Source organism: Rahnella selenatireducens (assembly GCF_046449555.1).
Lineage (GTDB): Bacteria > Pseudomonadota > Gammaproteobacteria > Enterobacterales > Enterobacteriaceae > Rahnella > Rahnella selenatireducens.
On sequence record NZ_JBKEZJ010000010.1, the window covers coordinates 128,000 to 150,452 of the forward strand.

General features: G+C 52.3%; 21 protein-coding genes and 3 tRNA genes. 11 read left to right on the forward strand and 13 right to left on the reverse strand.

Features of this window, described 5'->3' with window-relative positions:
- Positions 1 to 27 precede the first annotated feature (27 nt).
- Complete coding sequence (gene argA / locus ACLBVC_RS17090) at positions 28 to 1,353, reverse strand: amino-acid N-acetyltransferase (RefSeq protein ID WP_152325440.1); 1,326 nt, start codon at positions 1,351 to 1,353, stop codon at positions 28 to 30.
- Between the two features lie 228 nt (positions 1,354 to 1,581).
- Here argA and amiC point away from each other — a divergent pair, with 228 nt between their 5' ends.
- Positions 1,582 to 2,832 (forward strand): N-acetylmuramoyl-L-alanine amidase AmiC, encoded by a 1,251-nt coding sequence (gene amiC, locus ACLBVC_RS17095; RefSeq protein ID WP_410150629.1) that lies wholly within the window; start codon positions 1,582 to 1,584, stop codon positions 2,830 to 2,832.
- Positions 2,833 to 2,940: 108 nt separating this feature from the next.
- Here amiC and ACLBVC_RS17100 read toward each other — a convergent pair.
- From ACLBVC_RS17100 to ACLBVC_RS17110, 3 genes are all read right to left on the reverse strand, one after another.
- A tRNA-Met gene (locus tag ACLBVC_RS17100) sits at positions 2,941 to 3,017 on the reverse strand.
- Positions 3,018 to 3,086: 69 nt separating this feature from the next.
- A tRNA-Met gene (locus ACLBVC_RS17105) sits at positions 3,087 to 3,163 on the reverse strand.
- A 63-nt stretch (positions 3,164 to 3,226) separates the two neighbouring features.
- Positions 3,227 to 3,303: transfer RNA gene (locus ACLBVC_RS17110), tRNA-Met, on the reverse strand.
- A 220-nt stretch (positions 3,304 to 3,523) separates the two neighbouring features.
- On the opposite strand from ACLBVC_RS17110, the gene mltA reads away from it, so the two are divergent.
- Both mltA and tcdA read left to right on the forward strand, forming a co-directional pair.
- Positions 3,524 to 4,636, forward strand: coding sequence for a murein transglycosylase A (gene mltA / locus ACLBVC_RS17115; RefSeq protein WP_195815749.1), 1,113 nt, complete (start codon positions 3,524 to 3,526; stop codon positions 4,634 to 4,636).
- 29 nt (positions 4,637 to 4,665) lie between these two features.
- Positions 4,666 to 5,481, forward strand: a complete 816-nt coding sequence (gene tcdA / locus ACLBVC_RS17120; protein WP_410150630.1) for a tRNA cyclic N6-threonylcarbamoyladenosine(37) synthase TcdA — start codon at positions 4,666 to 4,668, stop codon at positions 5,479 to 5,481.
- Here tcdA and csdE read toward each other — a convergent pair.
- Both csdE and csdA read right to left on the reverse strand, forming a co-directional pair.
- Entirely contained in the window at positions 5,469 to 5,903 is a 435-nt protein-coding gene (gene csdE, locus ACLBVC_RS17125; protein WP_410150631.1) for a cysteine desulfurase sulfur acceptor subunit CsdE, read from the reverse strand. The genes tcdA and csdE overlap by 13 nt on opposite strands.
- Positions 5,904 to 5,921: 18 nt before the next feature.
- Entirely contained in the window at positions 5,922 to 7,127 is a 1,206-nt protein-coding gene (csdA, locus tag ACLBVC_RS17130) for a cysteine desulfurase CsdA (protein WP_410150632.1), read from the reverse strand.
- A 188-nt stretch (positions 7,128 to 7,315) separates the two neighbouring features.
- Here csdA and ACLBVC_RS17135 point away from each other — a divergent pair, with 188 nt between their 5' ends.
- The 4 genes from ACLBVC_RS17135 to rlmM all read left to right on the forward strand — a co-directional run bounded on the left by ACLBVC_RS17135 (position 7,316) and on the right by rlmM (position 10,495).
- Entirely contained in the window at positions 7,316 to 7,537 is a 222-nt protein-coding gene (locus ACLBVC_RS17135) for a YgdI/YgdR family lipoprotein (protein WP_104924609.1), read from the forward strand.
- A gap of 451 nt (positions 7,538 to 7,988) precedes the next feature.
- Positions 7,989 to 8,909, forward strand: coding sequence for a transcriptional regulator GcvA (locus tag ACLBVC_RS17140; protein ID WP_101079234.1), 921 nt, complete (start codon positions 7,989 to 7,991; stop codon positions 8,907 to 8,909).
- 91 nt (positions 8,910 to 9,000) lie between these two features.
- The gene (locus tag ACLBVC_RS17145) at positions 9,001 to 9,396 is read left to right on the forward strand and encodes a DUF423 domain-containing protein (RefSeq protein ID WP_410150633.1); all 396 of its coding nucleotides are present in this window, start codon (positions 9,001 to 9,003) and stop codon (positions 9,394 to 9,396) included.
- Positions 9,389 to 10,495 carry a 23S rRNA (cytidine(2498)-2'-O)-methyltransferase RlmM gene (gene rlmM / locus ACLBVC_RS17150; protein ID WP_410150634.1) on the forward strand — a complete coding sequence of 369 codons (1,107 nt, stop codon included), beginning with the start codon at positions 9,389 to 9,391 and terminating at the stop codon, positions 10,493 to 10,495. The genes ACLBVC_RS17145 and rlmM overlap by 8 nt, the downstream gene beginning before the upstream one ends.
- 100 nt (positions 10,496 to 10,595) lie before the next feature.
- Here rlmM and xni read toward each other — a convergent pair whose 3' ends face one another.
- The 3 genes from xni to queF all read right to left on the reverse strand — a co-directional run bounded on the left by xni (position 10,596) and on the right by queF (position 13,880).
- Positions 10,596 to 11,348: a flap endonuclease Xni gene (xni, locus tag ACLBVC_RS17155; protein WP_104924612.1), complete on the reverse strand. Its 753-nt coding sequence runs from the start codon at positions 11,346 to 11,348 to the stop codon at positions 10,596 to 10,598.
- 80 nt (positions 11,349 to 11,428) lie between these two features.
- Positions 11,429 to 12,793, reverse strand: a complete 1,365-nt coding sequence (gene ppnN / locus ACLBVC_RS17160) for a nucleotide 5'-monophosphate nucleosidase PpnN (protein WP_410150635.1) — start codon at positions 12,791 to 12,793, stop codon at positions 11,429 to 11,431.
- Between the two features lie 241 nt (positions 12,794 to 13,034).
- Positions 13,035 to 13,880 (reverse strand): NADPH-dependent 7-cyano-7-deazaguanine reductase QueF, encoded by an 846-nt coding sequence (queF, locus tag ACLBVC_RS17165; RefSeq protein ID WP_410150636.1) that lies wholly within the window; start codon positions 13,878 to 13,880, stop codon positions 13,035 to 13,037.
- 79 nt (positions 13,881 to 13,959) lie between these two features.
- Here queF and syd point away from each other — a divergent pair, with 79 nt between their 5' ends.
- On the forward strand, positions 13,960 to 14,511 hold the full coding sequence (gene syd, locus ACLBVC_RS17170) for a SecY-interacting protein (RefSeq protein WP_410150637.1): 552 nt from the start codon (positions 13,960 to 13,962) through the stop codon (positions 14,509 to 14,511).
- 675 nt (positions 14,512 to 15,186) lie between these two features.
- Here syd and ACLBVC_RS17175 read toward each other — a convergent pair.
- The gene (locus tag ACLBVC_RS17175) at positions 15,187 to 16,425 is read right to left on the reverse strand and encodes an MFS transporter (RefSeq protein ID WP_410150638.1); all 1,239 of its coding nucleotides are present in this window, start codon (positions 16,423 to 16,425) and stop codon (positions 15,187 to 15,189) included.
- 187 nt (positions 16,426 to 16,612) lie between these two features.
- Here ACLBVC_RS17175 and ACLBVC_RS17180 point away from each other — a divergent pair, with 187 nt between their 5' ends.
- From ACLBVC_RS17180 to ACLBVC_RS17190, 3 genes are read left to right on the forward strand one after another with little or no spacing between them, the layout of a single operon-like run.
- Positions 16,613 to 16,927, forward strand: a complete 315-nt coding sequence (locus ACLBVC_RS17180; RefSeq protein ID WP_410150639.1) for a YqcC family protein — start codon at positions 16,613 to 16,615, stop codon at positions 16,925 to 16,927.
- A gap of 1 nt (position 16,928) precedes the next feature.
- Positions 16,929 to 17,708, forward strand: coding sequence for a tRNA pseudouridine(65) synthase TruC (truC, locus tag ACLBVC_RS17185; RefSeq protein WP_410150640.1), 780 nt, complete (start codon positions 16,929 to 16,931; stop codon positions 17,706 to 17,708).
- Between the two features lie 29 nt (positions 17,709 to 17,737).
- The gene (locus tag ACLBVC_RS17190; RefSeq protein WP_410150641.1) at positions 17,738 to 18,187 is read left to right on the forward strand and encodes a flavodoxin; all 450 of its coding nucleotides are present in this window, start codon (positions 17,738 to 17,740) and stop codon (positions 18,185 to 18,187) included.
- A gap of 96 nt (positions 18,188 to 18,283) precedes the next feature.
- Here the strand turns inward: ACLBVC_RS17190 and ACLBVC_RS17195 are convergent, their stop codons facing one another.
- The 3 genes from ACLBVC_RS17195 to glnD all read right to left on the reverse strand — a co-directional run bounded on the left by ACLBVC_RS17195 (position 18,284) and on the right by glnD (position 22,385).
- Complete coding sequence (locus ACLBVC_RS17195) at positions 18,284 to 18,673, reverse strand: DUF3461 family protein (protein WP_410150642.1); 390 nt, start codon at positions 18,671 to 18,673, stop codon at positions 18,284 to 18,286.
- A 150-nt stretch (positions 18,674 to 18,823) separates the two neighbouring features.
- Positions 18,824 to 19,648, reverse strand: a complete 825-nt coding sequence (gene dapD, locus ACLBVC_RS17200) for a 2,3,4,5-tetrahydropyridine-2,6-dicarboxylate N-succinyltransferase (protein WP_410150643.1) — start codon at positions 19,646 to 19,648, stop codon at positions 18,824 to 18,826.
- 46 nt (positions 19,649 to 19,694) lie between these two features.
- The gene (glnD, locus tag ACLBVC_RS17205) at positions 19,695 to 22,385 is read right to left on the reverse strand and encodes a bifunctional uridylyltransferase/uridylyl-removing protein GlnD (protein WP_410150644.1); all 2,691 of its coding nucleotides are present in this window, start codon (positions 22,383 to 22,385) and stop codon (positions 19,695 to 19,697) included.
- Positions 22,386 to 22,453: the final 68 nt, after the last annotated feature.

Sequence of the window (22,453 nt, forward strand, 5' to 3'; positions counted from 1 at the left end):
CCTTTTTTACGATCAAAATAATGGGTATCAGAGATCGGATATCAGGATCTTAGACCGGCGCTGATAGTTATACATTTCCTGTTTCTGAATCGGCAGGACGTCAACTTCCGCAGGTTTGAAACCACGCTCCTGGAACCAGTGAATACTGCGGGTCGTCAGAACAAATAATCGGTTCAGACCCATTTGCTTGGCCTGGCTGGCGACGCGTTGCAGCAGCATTTCACCGCGTGAAGAACTGCGGTAATCCGGATGAACCGCCACGCAGGCCATTTCGCCAATTCCTTCATCGTGGAACGGGTAAAGCGCGGCGCAGGCAATGGTCAGATTATCGCGTTCGATAATGGTGAATTTATCGATTTCCATTTCCAGCTGCTCGCGGGAGCGGCGAACCAGAATGCCTTGTTGCTCCAGCGGACGGATCAGTTCAAGGATACCGCCGATATCGTTGATGGTGGCGCGGCGAACCTGTTCGGCGCTTTCCATGACGATTTGCGTACCAATACCATCGCGTGAGAACAGTTCCTGAACCAGCGCGCCATCTTCCTGATAGCTGATCAGGTGACTGCGACGCACGCCGCTGCGGCAAGCTTTCACTGCGCCACGCAGGAACCGTACTGTGCCGGAAAGGTAATCTCCGCCCGATTCCATCAGGTCGATACGTTCCTGCGCTTCGTTGGGGAACAGCTCAGAGATAATATTCCCTTCATCGTTGATGACGCCCTGAGAAGAACAGAAGCCGATCATTTTCTCGGCTTTAAGCTTAATGGCAAGCTGCGTCGCGACTTCTTCTGACGTCAGATTGAAGCTTTCGCCCGTGACGGAAACCGCGACCGGGCCAAGCAGCACAATCGCATTGCTGTCGAGCTGGCGGTGGATGGCTTCTTCATCGATACGGCGGATGCGGCCACTGTGGCAGTAATCAATACCGTCATCGACGCCCAGCGGCTGAGCAATGATAAAATTCCCGCTGACCACGTTGATATGCGCGCCCTGCAGTGGCGTATTATTCAGGCTCATGGAAAGCCTCGCGGTGATATCAAGCTGTAACAAACCCGCTGCCTGCTTCACCAGTTCAAGGGCCCGGGCGTCGGTCACGCGGATGTTTTTGTGATAAATCGGCTCATAATTGTGCTCAGAAAGGTTCTCATCAATCTGCGGGCGCGCACCATAAACCACCACCAGACGTATGCCTAAACTGTGTAACAGCCCGATATCATTGACGATATTGCTAAAATTCTCATGTTCTATGGCTTCCCCTCCGAGCATGACCACGAACGTTTTGCCACGGTGCGCATTAATATAGGGAACTGTGTGGCGAAATCCCTGAACCAGTTCTGTACTACGTTCCTTCACGGCAAAACCTCGTATGAATTTTTATTCGTAATTTTTGTATTTTTATTCTTTTGTCGTCGTGTGGCAAGTAAGAATTCGTTGTTTTTGTTTTAACACCCATTACAAACATACAACAAATTGATTAATCGAAAAAATGTTTAGGAATGACATGCAGGATATGATTCGTTAGAATCCCTAAACTGAGCTTTTTATCAGCTATTTCTTACTTTTAGACACTTTTGAGATTGCATGACTGACGATAACCACAATCCCGGCAGACGACGACTTCTTCAAACTGTAGCGGCTTCCTGGATGCTGAGTGTGAGCAAAGTGGGGTTCGCTGCCAGCTCACAGGTTATTGCAGTACGCATCTGGCCTTCTTCTACGTACACCCGCATTACGCTCGAATCCAGTACGCCTCTAAAATATAAGCAATTTCTGCTGAGCGATCCGCCGCGTGTGGTCGTCGATATTGAAGGCGTTCATCTCAACAGCGTTCTGAAGGGTCTGGGAGAAAAGGTTCAGCAAAGTGACCCCTATATCCGTCAGGCGCGGGTGGGTCAGTTTGACACCAAAACGGTGCGCATGGTGCTTGAGCTTAAGCGGGCCATCAATCCTCATGTGTTTACTCTTAAACCGGTCGCCGAATTCCACAACCGTCTGGTCGTCGATTTGTATCCGGAGGACGGTGCCGTGAGTGCGGAAGATGATCCGCTGCTGGCATTACTGGAAGATTACAACCGCGGTGATGTGGCGAGAACGCTGCCGCCTGAAACGGCCAAAGACGGTCAGGCAGGGCGAAGCAGACCGCTGGTGATTATGCTGGATCCGGGACACGGTGGTGAAGATCCGGGTGCGATTGGCAAATACAAAACGCGAGAAAAGGATGTGGTTTTGCAAATCGCGCGCCGTCTGCAAAAACTGATTACGCGTGAATCTAATATGAAAGCGCATATGACCCGTAATGAAGATGTCTTTATTCCGCTGAAAGTCAGGGTGGCGAAAGCGCGAAAACTGCGGGCAGATCTGTTTATTTCTATTCATGCCGACGCGTTTACAAACCGCGCTGCAAAAGGCTCGTCCGTTTTTGCCTTATCGACCAAAGGCGCCACCAGTTCTGCTGCGCGTTTCCTGGCACAAACCCAGAATGAATCTGACCTGATTGGCGGGGTCAGCAAAAGCGGAGATCGTTATCTGGACCATACGATGTTTGATCTGGTTCAGACGGCAACCATCGGCGATAGCCTTAAATTTGGCAAAGAAGTGCTGACGCGCATGGGGAAGATTAATCATCTGCACAAAAATAAAGTCGATCAGGCCGGTTTTGCCGTGCTGAAAGCGCCGGACATTCCGTCAATTCTGGTGGAGACGGCCTTCATCAGTAATATCAATGAAGAGAAAAAATTGAGGACGGCCCATTTTCAGCAGCAAGTCGCGGAATCAATCATGGCAGGAATCAAAGTTTGGTTTTCAGAAGGCGGGGCAGCAAGGGCGAAATAAGCTGGGGAATGGTGGGATAATATGAAGCCATTCCTGGCTGTATCCGAAATTTTGATACAAAAAAACACCCGTTAAGGTGCTTGTTGTTTAATTCACTGTTTAAGTAGTTGGTTGCGGGGGCCGGATTTGAACCGACGACCTTCGGGTTATGAGCCCGACGAGCTACCAGGCTGCTCCACCCCGCGTCCGTCACTACTTGGTACTTACATCATCACAAAATCCGAACTGAACATCGTTATGCATCAGTCTCGAATTGGTTGCGGGGGCCGGATTTGAACCGACGACCTTCGGGTTATGAGCCCGACGAGCTACCAGGCTGCTCCACCCCGCGTCCGTGATACTGCTTTATTACATCGAACAATTCAACTGAGCATTTCATACATCGAAATCGAATTGGTTGCGGGGGCCGGATTTGAACCGACGACCTTCGGGTTATGAGCCCGACGAGCTACCAGGCTGCTCCACCCCGCGTCCGATGGAGGCGAACTATACTCCCCATGAGATTTCGTGCAACCCTTTTTTGAATTTATTCAAATAAAGCACCAAGTTGCTGGGTTTTTGTCCACAAAATCGTCGTTTGAGGTGCAATTTGGCTCAGTACACTTTTTTATACTGTGGCAATTCCTTTCTGATATCCCGTTTGTTATCGTTTCGCCAGTCATTTCCCTGAATGTAAGAGAGCGCGGCAATAATGAAAGGACGTTGGAGTAAATATCTGCTGAGTGGTCTGGTGATCGCAGTGCTTGCGGGCTGTTCCTCGCGGCCGACTGACCGCGGCCAGCAATATAAAGATGGCCGTCTGGACAACGCGCTGGAATACGTGAATGAGCCGAACGCCACAGGGAAACCGGTCAACGCGCTGGATTATTCAAATCAGGTTGCCGCCGTACAGATCGCGTCTTCCTCTTTATATGGCAGAAATAACACGACGTTTCAGGCCGTGGAACAATGGCTTCGCTCCGGAGCCGACACCCGTAACCTGAGCCAGTATGGCCTTAGCGCCTATCAGATGGAAGGTGCCGATAACTTTGGTAACGTGCAGCTGACCGGCTATTACACGCCGGTTGTGCAGGCGCGCTATACCCGTCAGGGTGAATTCCAGTATCCGCTATACCGTATGCCGCCAAAACGTGGTCGCCTGCCGGATCGCGCCTCTATTTACTCAGGTGCGCTGAGCGACAATTATGTTGTCGCCTGGACCAATTCCCTGATGGATAACTTCATGATGGAAGTGCAGGGCAGCGGTTATGTGGATTACGGCGACGGGCGTCCTTATATGTTCTTTGGTTATGCGGGAAAAAATGGTCACGCCTACCGCAGCATCGGCAAAGTGCTTATCGATCGTGGCGAAGTGGCGCGCGAAAATATGTCGATGCAGGCCATCCGCCAGTGGGCTGATACTCACTCTGCGGCAGAAGTACGCGAACTGCTGGAGCAAAATCCGTCGTTTGTCTTCTTTAAACCTGAACCTTTCGCGCCGGTTCGCGGTGCCAGCGGTGTTCCGCTGATTGCCAAAGCCTCGGTGGCCTCTGACCGTTCGCTTATTCCGGCCGGCACCACGCTGCTGGCTGAAGTGCCCGAACTGAATGATAAAGGTAAGTTTACCGGTAAATATCATATGCGTCTGATGGTTGCGCTGGACGTTGGTGGCGCCATTAAAGGACAACATTTCGATATGTATCAGGGGATTGGTACGGATGCCGGGCATGCAGCTGGATTTTATAATCACTACGGGCGCGTCTGGGTGTTAAAATCAGCGCAGAACGGCAAACCGCTGTTCACCGCTTATTCACAATCAAATTAAGTTTTCAGACGCACTGAGGTTTTTCGTTCATGACAGCAACATACTCCGACGCTTATCAGCAACGCTTTGGCGGTACTGCTCGCCTTTATGGTCAGCAGGCGCTGGGGCTGTTCTCGCAGGCGCACGTCTGTGTGATTGGTATTGGTGGAGTGGGTTCCTGGGCGGCGGAAGCGCTGGCAAGAACCGGCATTGGCGCTATCACGCTGATTGATATGGATGATGTGTGCGTCACCAATACCAACCGTCAGATTCATGCACTGCGGGAAAATGTCGGGCAGGCGAAAACAGAAATCATGGCGCAGCGCATTCTGGCGATTAATCCCGAATGTAATGTGACGTGCATCGACGATTTCATTACGCCCGACAATGTTGCTGAAATGCTCGATAAAGGCTTCAGCTACGTCATTGACGCAATCGACAGTGTGCGTCCTAAAGCGGCTTTGCTGGCATACTGTCGCCGTTTTAAAATCCCCGTCGTCACCACGGGCGGTGCCGGTGGTCAGATTGACCCAACGCAAATCGCTGTCGTCGATCTGGCAAAAACCATTCAGGATCCGCTGGCTGCAAAACTGCGCGAGCGTCTGAAAAATGATTTTAATGTCATGAAAAATAGCAAAGGGAAGCTAGGCATTGATTGTGTATTTTCCAGCGAACCGCTGATGTATCCGCAGGCGGATGGATCGGTATGTACGTCACGCGCGACGGCGGAAGGGCCGAAACGTATGGATTGTGCTTCCGGATTTGGTGCTGCGACCATGGTTACCGCCACATTCGGTTTTGTCGCGGTTTCCCATGTCCTTAAAAAGATGATGGCGAAAGCTCAGCGTCAGGCTCAGGCGGCCTGACGGGCGAGGGCGATTACGCCTTCTGCCAGCGTATTCAGCCCACTGGAACGGCTGGTGCTCAGTTGTTCGCGTAAACCTAACACGTCAAATAACGCCAGCGGATCCCGCTTCAGGATTTCTGCTGGCGTTTTGCCTTCTACGGCCGTCAGTAACACGGCCAGCAGTCCTTTCACAATCCGCCCTTCGCTGTCGCCATAGAAATGCATCGTTCCGTTCTCAGTCTTTTCGGCACCCAGCCAGACGCGGTTCTCGCAGCCTGATAATTCATTTTCAGAGGTTCTGAGCGAAACATCGAGCGGTGGCAGGGATTTCGCGAGCAGAATTAACTGACGATAACGATCTTCCCACTGGCGGAATGAGGCAAATTTTTCCGTCAGTGATGTTTCTGTGATCTCATGCCCGAAAGGGTGTGGGGCTAACATGGCTTTCCTCGGTGTGAATTAATCTGCTAACAGCGTCAGGGCGAATTTTACCGCCGCGACCAGCCGCGACACGTCGTTTTCGTTATTATACGGTGCAAATGAGGCACGCAATGTTCCGCTGATGCCCAGCGCCTCCATTAACGGCTGCGCGCAATGCTGGCCCGAGCGAAGTGCGATCCCCTGTTCGGCCAGTAAAGTCACCAGATCGCTGTGATGCACACCGGCGATATCAAAAGATAAAATCGATGAGTTTTGCGAACGGAAGCTGCGGAAACCTGCAAGTTCCACAAGCTGCTGTTCAGCGAGCGTCGCGAGGCGCTGCGCATAAATTTCGGCGGCAGGCATATCGACAGTTTCCAGCCATTTCAGCGCCGCTGACAGGCCTATAACGCCTGCAATATTCGGCGTGCCTGCTTCAAAACGATGCGGAACGGTCTGAGGCGTAAAACCGGTCATCGACGCCTGCGTCAGCATTTTTCCGCCGCCTTGCCACGGTTGCATATTTTCCAGCAAAGCCGTTTTGCCATAGAGCACGCCAATGCCGGTCGGGCCGTAGAGTTTGTGGCCGGAGAAGGCATAGAAATCAATGTCCAGAGCCTGCATGTTTGCCGGACAATGCACCGCGCCCTGCGCGCCATCAATAAAGATCGGTGTTCCGTTGTCATGGGCGAGTTCGACAGCGCGGGTCAGATCCGGCGCGCCTCCCGTGACATTAGACATCTGCCCCAATGCCAGCAGACGGCTTTTGGAATTGAGAATAGCCGGAAGAGCGGAGATATCCGGCAAACCCTGATCATCAATCGGCAACGTGACGACGCGCGCCTGGCATTGTTCCGCCACAATCAGCCACGGGATCAGGTTTGCATGATGCTCCGCCTGGCTGACAATAATCTCGTCTCCCGGCTGCAATTGCGGGCGCAACCAGCTCTGCGAAACCAGATTCACGGATTCCGTCGTGCCACGCGTCCAGACAATATCTTCTGAGCGGGGCGCGTTAATCCACTGCGCAACCCGTGTTCTGGCCAGTTCATATTCTTCTGTCAGCGTTTGCGCTGCGCGGTGCTGGCTGCGGTGAACCGTTGCACCTTCCTGCGTATAAAAATTCAGGGTCGCGTCAATCACTGCCTGCGGTCTGAGTGCCGTCGCGGCACTGTCGAGATAGCATTGTCCCTGCGACAGCGCGGGAAATTGTTGACGAAAATCAGCAGGTTTAAAGTCTTTCATGCGAAATCAGATCCTTCGGCCTGAGTGAAAAAGTACAGATTTATCTGTTACACAAGCCACTTATTCATTTTAGGAATGGTTACCTGGAAATTTATCAGAGGTTTGTTATGCTGAATTACGATGACTAGAAGCATTAGCCTGGGGTTTTCCCAGGATTTTAAAGCATTTTAATCTGCAAGGAGTCTATGATGAAGAAGATCGCCGCCGTAATTTCAGCTGCACTGCTGACAACAACACTTGCCGCCTGTTCAAGCAATTATGTGATGCACACCAACGATGGCCGGACCATTGTTGCTGAAGGCAAACCAAGCACCGACAGTGATACCGGTATGATCAGTTATACCGATGCGTATGGCAACAAGCAGCAGATCAATAAATCTGAAGTAAAAGAAATGGCAGAAGGGAACTGATCCCTCCGGTGAGACCCTGACTGGGAACTCACTCAGATGCTTTATGACAAAACCGGCCCCTGTTGCGACGTGGCCGGTTTTGTCACATTATACGCAGCATAAAACATAGCCTGCAGTGAAATTTGGGCAAAAAAAAGCACCGCAAATAGCGGTGCTGAAAAATCACTTTGGACAGACAGGGTAATGTACAGGAAGTGAAAAGTTTGTAGCATTCAAGCTACGTGTCCGGATTGCCAGACAATTGCAAACACAACATCACAACCACAAGCCAAAAGTATTTCAGCATCCTCATACCAATCTACTTTTCGTTCCGGCTCAGGAAGTGGCGCCACTATAGGTTTTTGCCTGTACATCCTCAACGGACAAATTATAATGTCTCGGATTAAAAAAACTAATATCAAAACCCACGGACAGGCGCTCCGCTTACCGGCGAATAAGAAGTATCCATTCTATGTCAAAACGTTTACCGCCTCTTAATTCTCTGCGGGTGTTTGATGCCGCAGCGCGCCACCTTAGTTTTACTAAAGCGGCTGAGGAATTGTTTGTCACACAGGCCGCCGTTAGCCACCAGATTAAGTCACTTGAGGACTTTTTAGGGCTAAAACTGTTTCGCCGGCGCAATCGGTCATTGTTACTGACCGAAGAAGGGCAGAGTTATTATCTGGATATCAAAGAGATATTCTCGGCACTGAATGAGGCCACGCGCAAACTTCAGGCGCGGAGCGCGAAAGGCGCGCTGACCGTCAGTTTGCCGCCAAGCTTTGCGATTCAATGGCTGGTGCCGAGATTATCTGGCTTTAACTCAGCTTATCCGGGCATCGATGTACGTATCCAGGCTGTGGACCGGGAAGAGGACAAATTGTCCGACGACGTGGACGTGGCAATTTTTCACGGGCGCGGCAACTGGCCGGGCCTGCGGGCGGAACGTTTATATGCCGAATATTTACTCCCGGTTTGTTCTCCGTCTTTGCTGATGGGCGATAATCCGCTGAAAGAACCGGCAGATTTGAGTCATCACACGTTATTGCATGATGCCTCACGCCGTGACTGGCTGGCCTACACCAAACAGCTGGGGTTGCAGCAGGTAAATGTTCAGCAGGGGCCGATTTTCAGCCACAGTGCGATGGTCGTTCAGGCGGCGGTTCACGGACAGGGGATTGCCCTGGTGAATAATGTGATGGCGCAGACGGAAATCGAGGCCGGACGTCTGGTGTGTCCGTTCAGTGAAGTTTTAATCAGTAAAAATGCTTTTTATCTGGTTTGTCATGACAGTCAGGCAGAACTGGGTAAAATAGCCGCCTTTCGTCAGTGGATCCTCGCCCGCGCAGCCAGCGAGCAGGAAAAACTGCGTTTTCGTTTCGATCAGGCGTGATGCCTGAGTCTGGGGAAGGTTTTCCTGAACAGGCTGACAAAGCTGATAATTCGCGGCTTTATCAGCACACAACGATAACAGGTAACGCATAATGACCAGTCGTTCAATGTTGATCTTTGCCGCGATCAGCGGTTTTGTTTATGTCGCTTTTGGCGCATTTGGCGCACACGTCCTGAGCCAGTCGCTCGGCGAAGCGGAAATGGCATGGATCCATACCGGCTTAACGTATCAAAGTATTCACACGCTGACGGTGATGATTTTAGGTGTTGCTATGCAGCGCCAGCGTAATGTGTGGTTCTACTGGAGCAGCGCCTTTTTAGCGCTGGGAACCGTTTTATTCAGCGGCAGCCTTTATTGCCTGGCGCTGTCTCATCTCCGGTTATTCGTTTTTGTAACTCCGATTGGCGGTACCTTATTTCTGGTCGGTTGGATTTTGTTGTTGATCGGCGCACTGCGCCTGAAGAAAAAGGCCGAACGCCATGAATAAAGTTGCTCTCTACTGCCGTCAGGGTTTTGAAAAAGAATGCGCAGCAGAAATTACCGACAAAGCCGCGAAGATGGAAATCTTCGGTTTTGCCCGCGTAAAAGAAAACAGCGGTTATGTGCTGTTTGAATGTTATCAGCCGGATGACGCTGACCGTATTGCAAAAAATCTGCCTTTCCGCGAGCTGATTTTTGCCCGTCAGCTGATTGTCGTCGGCGAACTACTGAAGGATTTACCGTCGGAGGATCGCGTTTCGCCGATCGTCGGTATGGTGCAGAACGTCATTACCAACGGTGGCGAACTGCGCGTTGAAGTGCCTGACACCAACGAAAGCAAAGAGCTGACCAAGTTCTGCCGTAAGCTGACTGTTCCGCTGCGTTCTGCGATGCGCGAGTGTCGTGTGTTGGGTAAGAAAGAAAATGCCCTGCGCCCGGTCGTTCACGTGTTCTTTATTGCGCCAGGTTGCTGCTATGTGGGCTATTCCTACAGCAATAACAATTCCCCGTTCTACATGGGTATTCCGCGTCTGAAGTTCCCGTCCGAAGCGCCGAGCCGCTCAACGCTAAAATTGGAAGAAGCGTTTCACGTGTTTATTCCGGCCGATGAATGGGATGAGCGTCTGGCGAGCGGGATGTATGCGGTAGATCTGGGCGCGTGCCCGGGAGGCTGGACGTATCAGCTGACCCAGCGCAGCATGATGGTGACGGCGATTGATAACGGCCCGATGGCACCGAGCCTGATGGAAACCGGTCAGGTCATCCATTTACGTGAAGATGGTTTCCGCTACAAATCCACCAGCACCAAAAACTACTGGCTAGTTTGCGACATGGTAGAAAAACCGGCGAAAGTAGCCGCGCTGATGTGCGACTGGCTGGTGAACGGCTGGTGTCGCGAGGCGATTTTCAACCTGAAGTTGCCGATGAAGAAGCGTTATGAGGAAGTGTCTAACATTCTTGAACGCATTGATGAGCGTCTGAAGGAAAACGGCGTAAATGCGGAGATCTTCGCCAAGCAGCTTTATCACGACCGCGAAGAAGTGACCGTGCATATCCGCCGTTTCTGGTCGGCAATTGGTGGGCGTCGCGACGAGCGCGACCGCTGATACTCTTCATGCTTCGAGCGGCTGATGCGTTGGCTGCATTCGTTCATGAGTCTGTTAATGAGGCGCTTCTCTTCGGAGAGCGCCTTTTTTAATGCGCAATTCAGGGCAAGCGCAGTTGCTGTAAATTGCCATCCAGAGCGATATCTGTTTGCAGCGTGGAAACCCGTTTACAGGCATAAGCCAGTTCGCGGTGTTCTTCCAACTTCTTGCGCCATTTCTCCGGCACGCCTTCCAGATTGTGGTAAAGCTCGTCCAGCGAGCCGGTCTGCGTCAGCAATGTCACCGCTGTTTTCGGCCCAATTCCTGGCACGCCCGGAATTTTACTGCTGCTGATCCCCGCCAGACCCCAGTAATCGGTAAGCTGCTGAGGCAAAACGCCAAAGGTTTCGCGCACGAAAGGCATGTCCAGCCAGCGTTTCTGGAAGTAATCACGGATTTGCACGTTCGGCGCCAGTAACTGGCAGTAACCTTTGTCCGTCGACACAATCGTGACCTGATGCCCGCCGGAAGAGACTTTTGCCGCCAGTGTAGCAGCCAGATCGTCCGCCTCATTCCCTGCGGAATGCCAGCAGGTGATGCCCATCGCGGCAAAACCCGCTTTCAGTTCCGGCATTTCCGCAAACAGGTTGTCCGGCATAGGGGAGCGTCCGGCTTTGTAATCTGGCAGGCACTGATGACGCCAGCTATCTGCGCGATCGTCTTCATCGAAAACCGCAACGGCATGCGTCGCCTGCGTGTGCTGCACGAGTTGTCTGGCGGCATTTTGGCAGGTGAGAAGACAAGGAGAACCCTGGACCGCGTGAATACGGCGGATCAGATTGAGGGCATCAATAATCAGCAGGTGTATGGCCATAAGCGGGTCATCAAAATCCATAAAATCAGAGCGACTTATGTCGCTCCGGGAACTGTTTAAGAAATGCTGCCTGAACGGTGTCAGGCGCAGATTTCATAACAAGGAATGTACGCGCTGCCCGGCAATTTCATGCGGTGCTGTGCGACAAATCCTTGCAACAGACTGTCCATTTTTTTCATCAATGCCGGGTCGCCGTGCAGCTTGAAACGCCCGTGCTTTTCGATAGCGTGAATACCGAATTCTTTCACGTTACCGGCCACAATTCCGGAGAAGGCGCGGCGCAGTGCGGCGGCCAGTTTCTGCGGTGGCTGGTTCGGATACAGATTCAGGTTCGCCATGTTTTCGTGATTTGGCTCAAATGGATGTTGCAGGTCCGGTGCAATACGAATTGACCAGTTGAAGCTGTAAGCATCACCACTGTTTCGGCGGTTTTCTTTCACCAGCGGCATGGCACGTTTCATCTGACGCGCAACTTCGGTCGGATCGTCAACGATGATGGTGTAGAACTTAGCGGCTTCTTCGCCCAGCGTGTCTTTAATAAAGGCATCCAGAACGAGGAAGTAATCCGCACTTTCTTTTGGCCCAGTCAGGATCAGTGGCAGAACCTGATCGCTGTTTTCCGGATCCATCAAAATACCCAGCAGATACAACAGTTCTTCTGCCGTGCCTACACCGCCCGGGAAGATAATGATCCCGTGAGCGATACGCACGAAAGCTTCCAGCCGTTTTTCGATATCCGGCATGATGATCAGTTCATTGACCAGGGGATTCGGTGGCTCAGCCGCGATGATAGAAGGCTCGGTCATCCCGATAAAACGACCGGCTTTATAACGCTGCTGCGCGTGGCCGACGGCGGCACCTTTCATCGGTGCTTCCATCGCACCCGGACCACAGCCGGTACAAATATTCAGCTCACGCAAACCCAGCTGGCTACCGACGTTGCGTGCATACTGGTATTCGTTTTCATTAATGGAATGACCGCCCCAGCACACCACCATGTTTGGATCTTCATCCAGATGGAGCGCGCGGGCATTGCGTAAAATGGAGAACACCATATTGGTGAGATGGGCTGAATTCCCGCTGTTGAAATTCTCAAAGCGCGAATTGCTGGAAATCTGGGCATTCACGAACAGGATGTCACGCAGGACGGCGAACAGGTTAGCCTGCAATGAACGGATAATCCGGCCATCGACAAAGGCATCTTCCGGTGGGTTCACCAGTTCAAGTTTCACTCCACGCTCTCTGCGCAGTACGTTGATATCAAAACTTTCGAAACGTTCGAGGAGTTCTTTACTGCTGTCGGTCTGGCTGCCGCTGTTGAGAACAGCCAGTGAACAGTTGCGGAAAAGACGGTATAAGTCGCTGCTCGCGGTTCGCTTGAGCATGTCGACTTCCAACTGCGACAACAAATCCATTGAGCCCAGCGGGCTGATATGTGTAATCAAAGTTGCTCCTTGACACCAAATGGTGCTGTGAATGTTTCTGCTGAGTCCCGCTACGCATGATTTTTCGGATCACGTTTTTTGCGTCGCATCGCGGAAGACAAACAAAAACACTAGCCTGATAGCAGAGAGAACGCCGGATACACAGTGCCCGGAATCTCTCTCTGAATTAACAGTAACCTTGTCATCAGGCTTTTACCAATGCTGACAGAGCGTTAGCTCAGTTCTTGAGCAATGCCCCGCATTATTGTCTGACAAGCCTCGCCGTTGCAGGCTCAAACGGGAAGTTAGATCTCCAAGGATTAATATCCAGACCGCCGCGTCGTGTATAACGGGCGTAGACGGCCAGCTTTTCTGGCTGACAGAAACGCAGGATGTCATTAAATATGCGTTCGACGCATTGTTCGTGGAATTCATTGTGATGGCGGAATGAAACCAGATAGCGCAGCAGCGCTTCACGATCAATTTTCGGGCCGTGATACTGGATTTGCACGGAACCCCAGTCTGGCTGATGGGTGATCAGGCAGTTAGATTTCAGCAGGTGGCTGACCAGCGATTCTTCGACAACTTCTTCACCGGCGGCGTCAGCAAGGTAGTCCGTGCTGAATTCATAGCTATCGATTTCAATGTCCTGGTCGTCAATGCACGTGCCTGCAAAATGCCCGACCGGCGAGCCTTCGATGTCGGACAAACGGCTGACGGTGACGGTGACGTCGCCCTGAGCGCAGGTGCTTAAATCCCGCGTTAACGTTTCCTGTACCGCCTGCCAGTCCGGGAACACGGTCTGGTTGAAGCTGTTAAGGTAGAGCTTAAAGCTTTTGGATTCGATCAGATTCTTGCTGTCGGCTTTCAGGCTGATTTCACCGAGGGCCACCTGTGGTAACCCTTTGGCATTGAGCCACGACAGCTCGTACAGCGTCCAGATATCCGCGCCCTGGAACGGCAGGTTGTCAGGGAACAGGCCCAGCGGTTCGCGGTTCATGCTGCGTGGAACCGCCTGTAATAAAGAAGCGTCGTAGTGATCGACGTAAGCCGTGCTTTTGCCCAGCGTCAGTTGCGCCAGTGCGGGGTTATCCTGATAAGAGGACATGCTGTCACCTTGCTTAGAGATAGGTACAATAGGGAATAGTCACCAGTTTAACCCAGCCTTACCTGAAGATGAGAGAATTATGGAGTCTGAAGTTTCTGTAGCATTGCGTGAATTTACTCAGCGTTATGTCGATGTCTGGCAGAAGGAGACCGGTATGCCGCCTTCCAGCGAAGCGCTGTTTGGCGTCGATTCCCCTTGTGTGGTGAAAACCGATGATGACGTTGTTTACTGGTTGACTCAGGTATTTAGCCCGTCGGCCACGCTGGAAAATGTGGAACGTGCGATGGAGTTGCAACTGCGACCGGAAGCACATGCGTTTTACACCACGCAGTTTGCCGGTGATATGACGGCCAGCTGGCAGGGTAATGCGATGACGCTGCTTCAGGTCTGGAGCCCGGAAGATTTCACCCGTTTGCAGGAGAATCTGATTGGCCATCTGGTGACACAAAAACGTCTGAAACTGACGCCGACGGTTTTTCTGGCCACCACGGATTCCGAGCTGGATATGGTTTCTTTGTGTAATGTGACAGGAAATATTGTTCTGGAACAGTTCGGCAGCAAAAAAAGAACGATACTCTCGCCTTCGCTGCCAGAATTCCTTACAATGCTCACCGCTGTTTACCCCGCCTGATGTTGTTCTGAACCCCCATTCCCGCAGAGCTCAAATGGCTCACAAGCGTGTGAGAGATCTCTCACAAAGGCTGTAAGAGATCTCGCTAATTTGACTTAATTACTCTCTCTCTTTATTTAATAATTCTTTTTATTTCAGGTATATATTGTTTTTGTTGCCTGTAAGACGGCTCACATTCTCTGGTTTTGACTTACACCCTGTCTTGCTCCAAAGGTCGAAATCGACGATTCTAGTCGTGCACCAAGGAAGCATGAAACAGAACATCAGGATGATGGCTGATTCATAAAGCAGGGGACGGCTCAGGAAGAGTCAGGACGGCATCGGATTATGCCAGGATGTTTCAGGACGAAACCACGGACACCTCCAGGACGGAGAAGAGAGCTCACAAAGGAAGCTGAGCGGGTCACAGATGACCAAGGGATTAAAGTCAGGACGACTTAGGATAGCCCGTCAGGATGAAAGTAGGACGATGCGAAGGACAGCCGGTTAGGATAACCGCAGGAAAAGTTTTCAAGGATTGAGCAGGGAGCACTAATGTAGCTGGATTGCTATAAAACGAACCGGGGGCACTGTGAAAACAGTGCCCCCAACTTTTTGTTTTTCCGCTACGAATTCACGCGCTTTAAACCCATGCGTTATATGACGCTCCAGTTAGAACGGGAGCATCCGTTGTCGTCAGCCAATCGCACCCAGCACGTCATCCTGCCCTTGCTTTTTAGGCAGGAGGAAAAGCGTGGCGAAGATATCCAGCAGGTAAATGGCGGCCAGCAGGCTAATGGCGGCGGTAAAGGAAACCTGTGAAACCAGCAGGCCGATCACCAGCGGGCCAAAACCGCCCACACCGCGCCCCAGATTGAACAGCAAATTCTGCGCCGCCGCCCTGACGCGTACCGGATATAAATCAGAAATCAGTCCGCCGTAGCCGCCAATCATCCCGTTCACGAACATGCCCATCACTGCGCCGGCGAACAGCATCAGCGTCGGGTCAGAAAGCTGCGCGTAACACACCACCATGATGACTGCGCCAATCTGATAGATCAGGAAGATTTTCCAGCGCGGGAAACGGTCCGACAACACGCCGAATAGCCAGATCCCAAACGTCATCCCCACGACCGTTACCGCCGTCCATAAACCGGATTTCGTCAGGGAGAAACCGAAGTTTTTCGACAGGTAGCTGGGCATCCAAATCATCAGCCCGTAATAACCAAAATTCTGCACGGAGCAGAGGATCAGAATACCGAGGCTGGCTTTGGTGGTGGCTTTGTCACGAAACAGTAATCTGATGCGGCTCAGCAGCGAACCCTTGTTATTAGTGGCCGTGTTTTTGACAAAGGCTTCCGGTTCGCCCATGGTGCGGCGGATCAGGAAAGAGGCCAGTGCCGGTAGCAGGCCGACGAGGAACATCCCGCGCCAGCCGATAATACCGAGCAACATCGGCGTCAGGAAGGCTGCCAGTAATACGCCCAGTTGCCAGCCCATGCCGACATACGCTGAGGCGCGGTTGCGTTTTTCAACCGGCCACGCTTCAGCAATTAACGCCATGCCAATACCAAATTCGCCGCCCAGACCCACGCCTGCCAGCGTGCGGTAAATGAGTAAATCCCAGTAGCCTTGTGCAAAAGCACACAGGCCGGTGAAGACGGAGAACATCAGAATGGTAAACGTCAGAACGCGGATTCTGCCAAACCGGTCGCTTATCGGGCCGAAAATGACGCCACCGAGAACGGCACCAATCAGCGTCCAGGTGACCAGCGAGCCACTTTGTGATGATGTTAACCCGAATTCACTGGCGATGGCGGGCAGCATGAAACCGAGGATCAATAAATCGAAACCGTCCATTGCATAACCCGTGACGGAAGCCAGCATGGCTTTGGCTGGCGTAGCGTGTGCTTTTTGCGGATGTTGTGAGGACATGTTGACACATCTGTGAAGAAAAAAGTGGCGGTAGTTTGCCCGTATCGGGCGTTTACCGCCACCATGAAAAACTTATAGATTGATTGATAATTTGGATACGATGCAGAAGGTTGGGGCATCCGGCCTTCAATGTTATGCTTTGCGCCCCCGGCAGAAGCTGCCCGGGCCATGAACGAAGAGAGTAACCATGAATACAGAAAGACAGGTTCGCGAGATTTTAGAAGATATCGAACAGGCGATGCGCAACGATAAGCTGTGGCATGCAACGCCGCCGGAGCCGGAAGCTTTTGAAAGCAAAGAGCCGTTTTCGGTAGATACCATGTCCGCCGATCAGTGGTTGCAATGGGTTTTGATCCCACGGATGTACGCATTGCTGGCCGCTGAAGCCCCGCTGCCAACCCGTTTTGCTATCACCCCCTATTTTGAAGAAGCGATGCCTGAAGCAGCCCTGCTGCTGAACCAACTGCAACGCCTCGACGACTTGCTCAATATAGAAGACTGACATGCTGGAAATTTTGTATCAGGACGAACATCTGGTCGCAGTGAATAAACCTGCGGGTATGCTGGTTCATCGCAGTTGGCTGGACCGACATGAAACGGTGTTTGTGATGCAAACATTGCGGGATCAAATTGGTCAGCATGTTTTTACCGTTCATCGTCTGGATAAACCGACGTCGGGCGTTTTGCTGCTGGCGCTGTCGAGCGACGTGGCGAGGCTATTGTCTCAGCAGTTTGAAAATCAGCAGATGAGCAAGATGTACCACGCAGTGGTTCGCGGTTATGTCACGGAAGACGGAACGCTTGATTACGCGCTGACGGAAGAGCTGGATAAAATTGCCGATAAGTTTACGAATCCTGATAAAGCGCCGCAGCCCGCAGTGACTCATTACTGTTCGCTCGCGCAGGTAGAAATGCCGGTCGCCGTCGGGCGTTACGATACGGCCCGATACAGTCTGGTGGAACTCAGGCCGGAAACCGGGCGGAAGCATCAGCTTCGTCGTCATATGTCGCATTTGCGCCATCCGATTATCGGCGACAGCGCGCACGGCGATTTAAAACAAAATCGCGGGATGACCGAACATTTTGGCTGTTCCGGTTTGATGCTGCACGCCAGCCATATGCAGCTGCCGCATCCGGTGACGGGCGAGTTGCTCAGCTTGCAGGCGCGCTGGGATCACCGCTGGCAAAATGTCGTGACGCAGTTCGGCTGGCAGGGGAAAGTCCCCGGGCTTGAAAGGGTTGAGTTTGACCCCGCTTGCGGTCAGGATAGTGCACAAATTTAAGACGTTAAGATCACACAGGAGTGAAGCTCATGGCTGAAGTCGGAATTTTTGTCGGGACGGTATACGGCAATGCGTTACTGGTAGCGGAAGAAGCGGAAACCGTGCTCAAAAGCCAGGGGCATGACGTCAAACTGTTTGAAGAAGGCACGCTGGAAGCCTGGCAGTATTACCGCCATCATTTTGTGCTGGTGGTGACGTCGACGACCGGTCAGGGCGTTTTACCCGATACTATCGCACCACTTTATGCCGCGATTCGCGATACCGTCGGTTATCAGCCAGAGCTGCGTTACGGCATAATTGCGCTCGGTGACAGCAGTTATGATCATTTCTGCGGCGGCGGCCACAAGCTGGACGATTTATTGCAGGAGCAGGGCGCTTCGCGAATTGGCGAAATGTTGGAAATCGATGCGATGGAAACGGCTGAGCCGGAAACCGTGGCGATTCCGTGGGCCGAAAAATGGGGCCAGTTACTGAAATAAAGTATCCGGCTCTGCCTGTTGCCATTTATCGTAATAAAAAAGGTCAGGTTTAAAAACCTGACCTTTTTACTTTCAGACGATTTGGACGAAAATAAATCAGCGACCGCTGGTCAACTTTTCCAGATCAGATTCAATCTCAGAAATTTTATTCGCCACAACGGATTCAAGGTGACGAAGGTCTTCAAGAATTTTACGTTTCAGATCCACTTCCACCTGATCGCGCTGACAGATTTGATCTAACTCATCAATGACATAACGCAGATTCGGGCTGATTTCATGAATTTCTTTATAACCCTGACCGGCATTATCGGCAACGATCGTTTTGCGCTGACGCGGGTATTTAAATTTCACGCTTTTAGCAAAAAATTCGCCTTTGTCTCTGCGGAAATAGATCTTCAGAATATCGTTATTGGCCTCCTGACGCAGGCTGTAACGATCAATATCGTCGGGATTATTAATGCCCAGGCTTTTCAGATTGTCATACATAGCGCCACCTTCGTTTAGGAGAATATCTGTTGATCATAATGAACCTAACGGCGGTCCGAATCGTTGACTGATGACACAATTCGCCATCTGCAAGATAAAAAAATAGCGGGTAATCTTTTTGTTTTCAAAACAATTACCCGCTTTTTAATTTTACTCGATAGTGCGCAGTAACTCATTCAGGCCGGTTTTGCCCAGCGTTTTCGCATCCACTTTCTTCACGATAACGGCGCAGTACAGGCTATATTTACCGTCTTTAGAAGGCAGGTTGCCGGAAACCACGACGGAACCTGCAGGTACGCGGCCGTAGAATACTTCGCCGGTTTCACGGTCATAAATTTTGGTGCTCTGGCCGATGTAAACGCCCATGGAAATCACAGAGCCTTCTTCAACAATCACGCCTTCAACGATTTCTGAACGCGCGCCAATGAAGCAATTGTCTTCGATGATGGTCGGGTTAGCCTGAAGGGGTTCCAGAACGCCACCGATGCCGACGCCGCCGGACAGGTGAACGTTTTTACCGATCTGCGCACAAGAACCTACTGTCGCCCAGGTATCAACCATAGTGCCTTCATCTACGTATGCGCCGATGTTGACGTAAGAAGGCATCAGTACCGCATTACGGGCGATGAACGCGCCTTTACGGACGGCAGCTGGTGGCACCACGCGGAAGCCTTCACGCTGGAAACGCGCTTCGTCGTAGTCTGCGAATTTCATCGGGACTTTGTCGAAGTAACGGCTTTCGCCGCCTTCCATAACTTGGTTGTCGTTGATTCTGAAGGACAGCAGCACCGCTTTCTTCAGCCACTGATGCGTTACCCATTCACCATCAATCTTCTCAGCAACGCGCAATTCGCCGCTGTCGATTTTGTTGATGACCTGGTTTACGGCGTCGCGCGTTACGCTGTCAACGTTTGCCGGGGTGATGTCCGCACGGCGTTCGAAGGCTTGTTCAATAACGGTTTGTAGTTGCTGCATCCTGTTCTCTTTCCTGAATGGGTTTTAAAAGATAATGGTACTTGTATCACATTTTATCGCCGGGGTTGAGTGCCTCGGTTAATCGGCGTGTGATTTCCTTGCGAGTTTGTTTATCCAGCGCGCGGCGTTCCCCGTTTGCCAGAATAAATAAGTCTTCTACCCGCTCGCCGATGGTCGAGATCCTTGCGCCGTGCAACGAAAGCCCCAGATCGGAGAAAACTTCCCCGACGCGCGCCAGCAGACCCGGCTGATCGAGCGCGACCAGTTCCATGTAAGTCCGCCGGTCAGTATGCGTCGGCAGGAAGCTGACTTCGGTCTGCACGCTGAAATGGCGCAGTTTCGGTGACGGGCGTCGTGCTCGCGGCGGCTGATAAGCCTGCGTCATCGATTGTGCCAGCGCATAACGGATCGCTTCGTGCCGGTCCTGCGCCAGCGGGCTGCCGTCCGGTTCAAGCACGATAAAGGTGTCCATCGCCATGCCGTCACGATTAGTGAAAATTTGCGCGTCGTGGATACTCAGGTTACGTCTGTCCAGCTCGCCAGCTACCGTGGCGAATAGATATGGACGGTCAGGGCTCCAGATGAATATCTCTGTGCCGCCACGTGTGGCCTGACGGCTGACCAGCACCAGCGGTTTGGTGGAATCATGCTCGAGTAAATGTCTGGCGTGCCACGCCAGCTGATTCGGCGAATGGCGCAGGAAGTAATCCGCGCGGCAGCGGCTCCAGATACGGTGCAGTGCCTCCTCATCAATATTATCCATACGCAGCAATGCCAGCGCCTGCAAGCGGTGATGACGCACACGCTCACGCAGATCCGGCGTATTTTGCATGCCGCGGCGCAGTTGTTTCTCTGTCGCAAAGTATAGCTCGCGTATCAGGCTCTGTTTCCAGCTGTTCCACAGCGTTTCGTTGGTGGCGCAGATATCGGCAACGGTGAGGCTGACCAGATAACGCAAACGCACTTCGCTTTGCATTTCGGCGGCAAATTGCTGGATTTCGTTGGGATCCTGAATGTCGCGTCGCTGCGCGGTGACGGACATCAGCAGATGGCAGCGCACCAGCCACGAGACAAGCTGTGTTTCGCGCGAGTTCAGGCCGTGCAGTTCGGCAAACTCCAGCACATCCTGCGCACCGAGAATGGAATGGTCGCCGCCACGGCCTTTGGCGATGTCGTGGAAGAGGGCCGCAATCAGCAGCAATTCAGGCTGCGGCAGGCGCGGGTACAATTCCACACACAGCGGATGCTTTGGCCGCGTTTCTTCGTGGGCAAAACTTTCTAACTTTTGCAGAACGCGAATGGTGTGCTCATCCACCGTGTAGGCGTGGAAAAGGTCAAACTGCATCTGCCCGACTATTTGCCCCCACTGCGGCATATAAGCCCAGAGAACGCTGTGGCGATGCATAGGCACCAGCGCACGTGAGACGGCGCCGGGATGACGCAGAATTGACATAAACATCTCACGCGCCTGCGGGATCATGCACAACGGTTCTTTCAGATGACGGCGCGCATGGCGCAGCAACCGTACCGTAGTAGAGTAAATGCCTTTGATTTCGCGATGGCGAACCATCAGCTGGAACATGCTGATAATGGTTTCCGGGCGATGCTCGAACAGTGATTCATCACGCAGATCAATGAGGTCACCGCGCAGTTGGAAGTTCTCATCCAGCGGACGGGGTTTTTCATTCGGACCGATAGCCAGAATCGCCTCATCAAACAGCTGCAATAACATCTGATTCAGTTCGCCAACCCGGCGGGTCATGCGGTAGAAATCTTTCATCATGCGTTCGACGGGTTGATTGCCTTCGCCCTGATATTGCAGCAGTTGCGCGACATTTTGCTGTCTGTCGAAAAGCAGGCGGTTGTCGTAACGCGGCAGCACCAGATGCAGGGCAAAACGGATGCGCCACAGGAAGCTCTGGCATTCCAGCAGCTCGTTGCGCTCGGCTTTCGTCAGGAAGCCAAACGCGACCATTTCATCAAGCGACGTTGCCCCGAAATGGCGACGTGCGACCCACAATATGGTGTGGATATCACGCAGGCCGCCGGGGCTGCTTTTGATGTCAGGCTCCAGACCGTAGCTGGTGCCGTGATAGCGCTGGTGCCGCTCATTTTGCTCGGTAATTTTGGCGCGGAAGAAATTTGGCGAAGGCCAGAAGCCGTCGCTGAAAATGTGTTTTTGCATGTTGAGGAACAGGGCGACGTCACCGCAAATCAGGCGCGATTCGATCAGATTGGTCGCGACCGTTAAATCGGCCAGTCCTTCAAGCAGACATTCTTCCAGCGTTCGCACACTGTGACCGACTTCCAGCTTCAGGTCCCACAGCAAGGTAATCAGCTCACCAATGCGCTGCGCCTGCTCATCGTTGAGGCGCTTCTGGCTGAGTACCAGCACGTCGATATCAGACAGCGGGTGCAATTCGCCGCGCCCGTAACCACCGACGGCCACCATTGCGGTTTCCGGGATATTGTCAAAGCCGTAAAACGTCCAGAGGCGTTGCAGCAGCTGGTCAATGTAATGCGTGCGCGCATCGACCAGTTCTTCGGCGCGCTGTCCGGCATTGAAAGCGTCTGCCAGCCAGACCTGAAACTGTTCCATATGCTGCTTGAGGCTCTGACGATTTAAGTCGTCATCCGGATAGGCAGAAGGGGAAACAGGCTGCGGCGGGAAAGCGCGGGTGAGTTCCTGCGTCGTTTGCGGCAGGAGGCTCTTTTCAGCAGAGAAGTTTTCAATCATAGATGCGCAGCCTATTCCTACACGTTAAGGATAAAAAAACCGGCTTTCGCCGGTTTGATTGACAGATT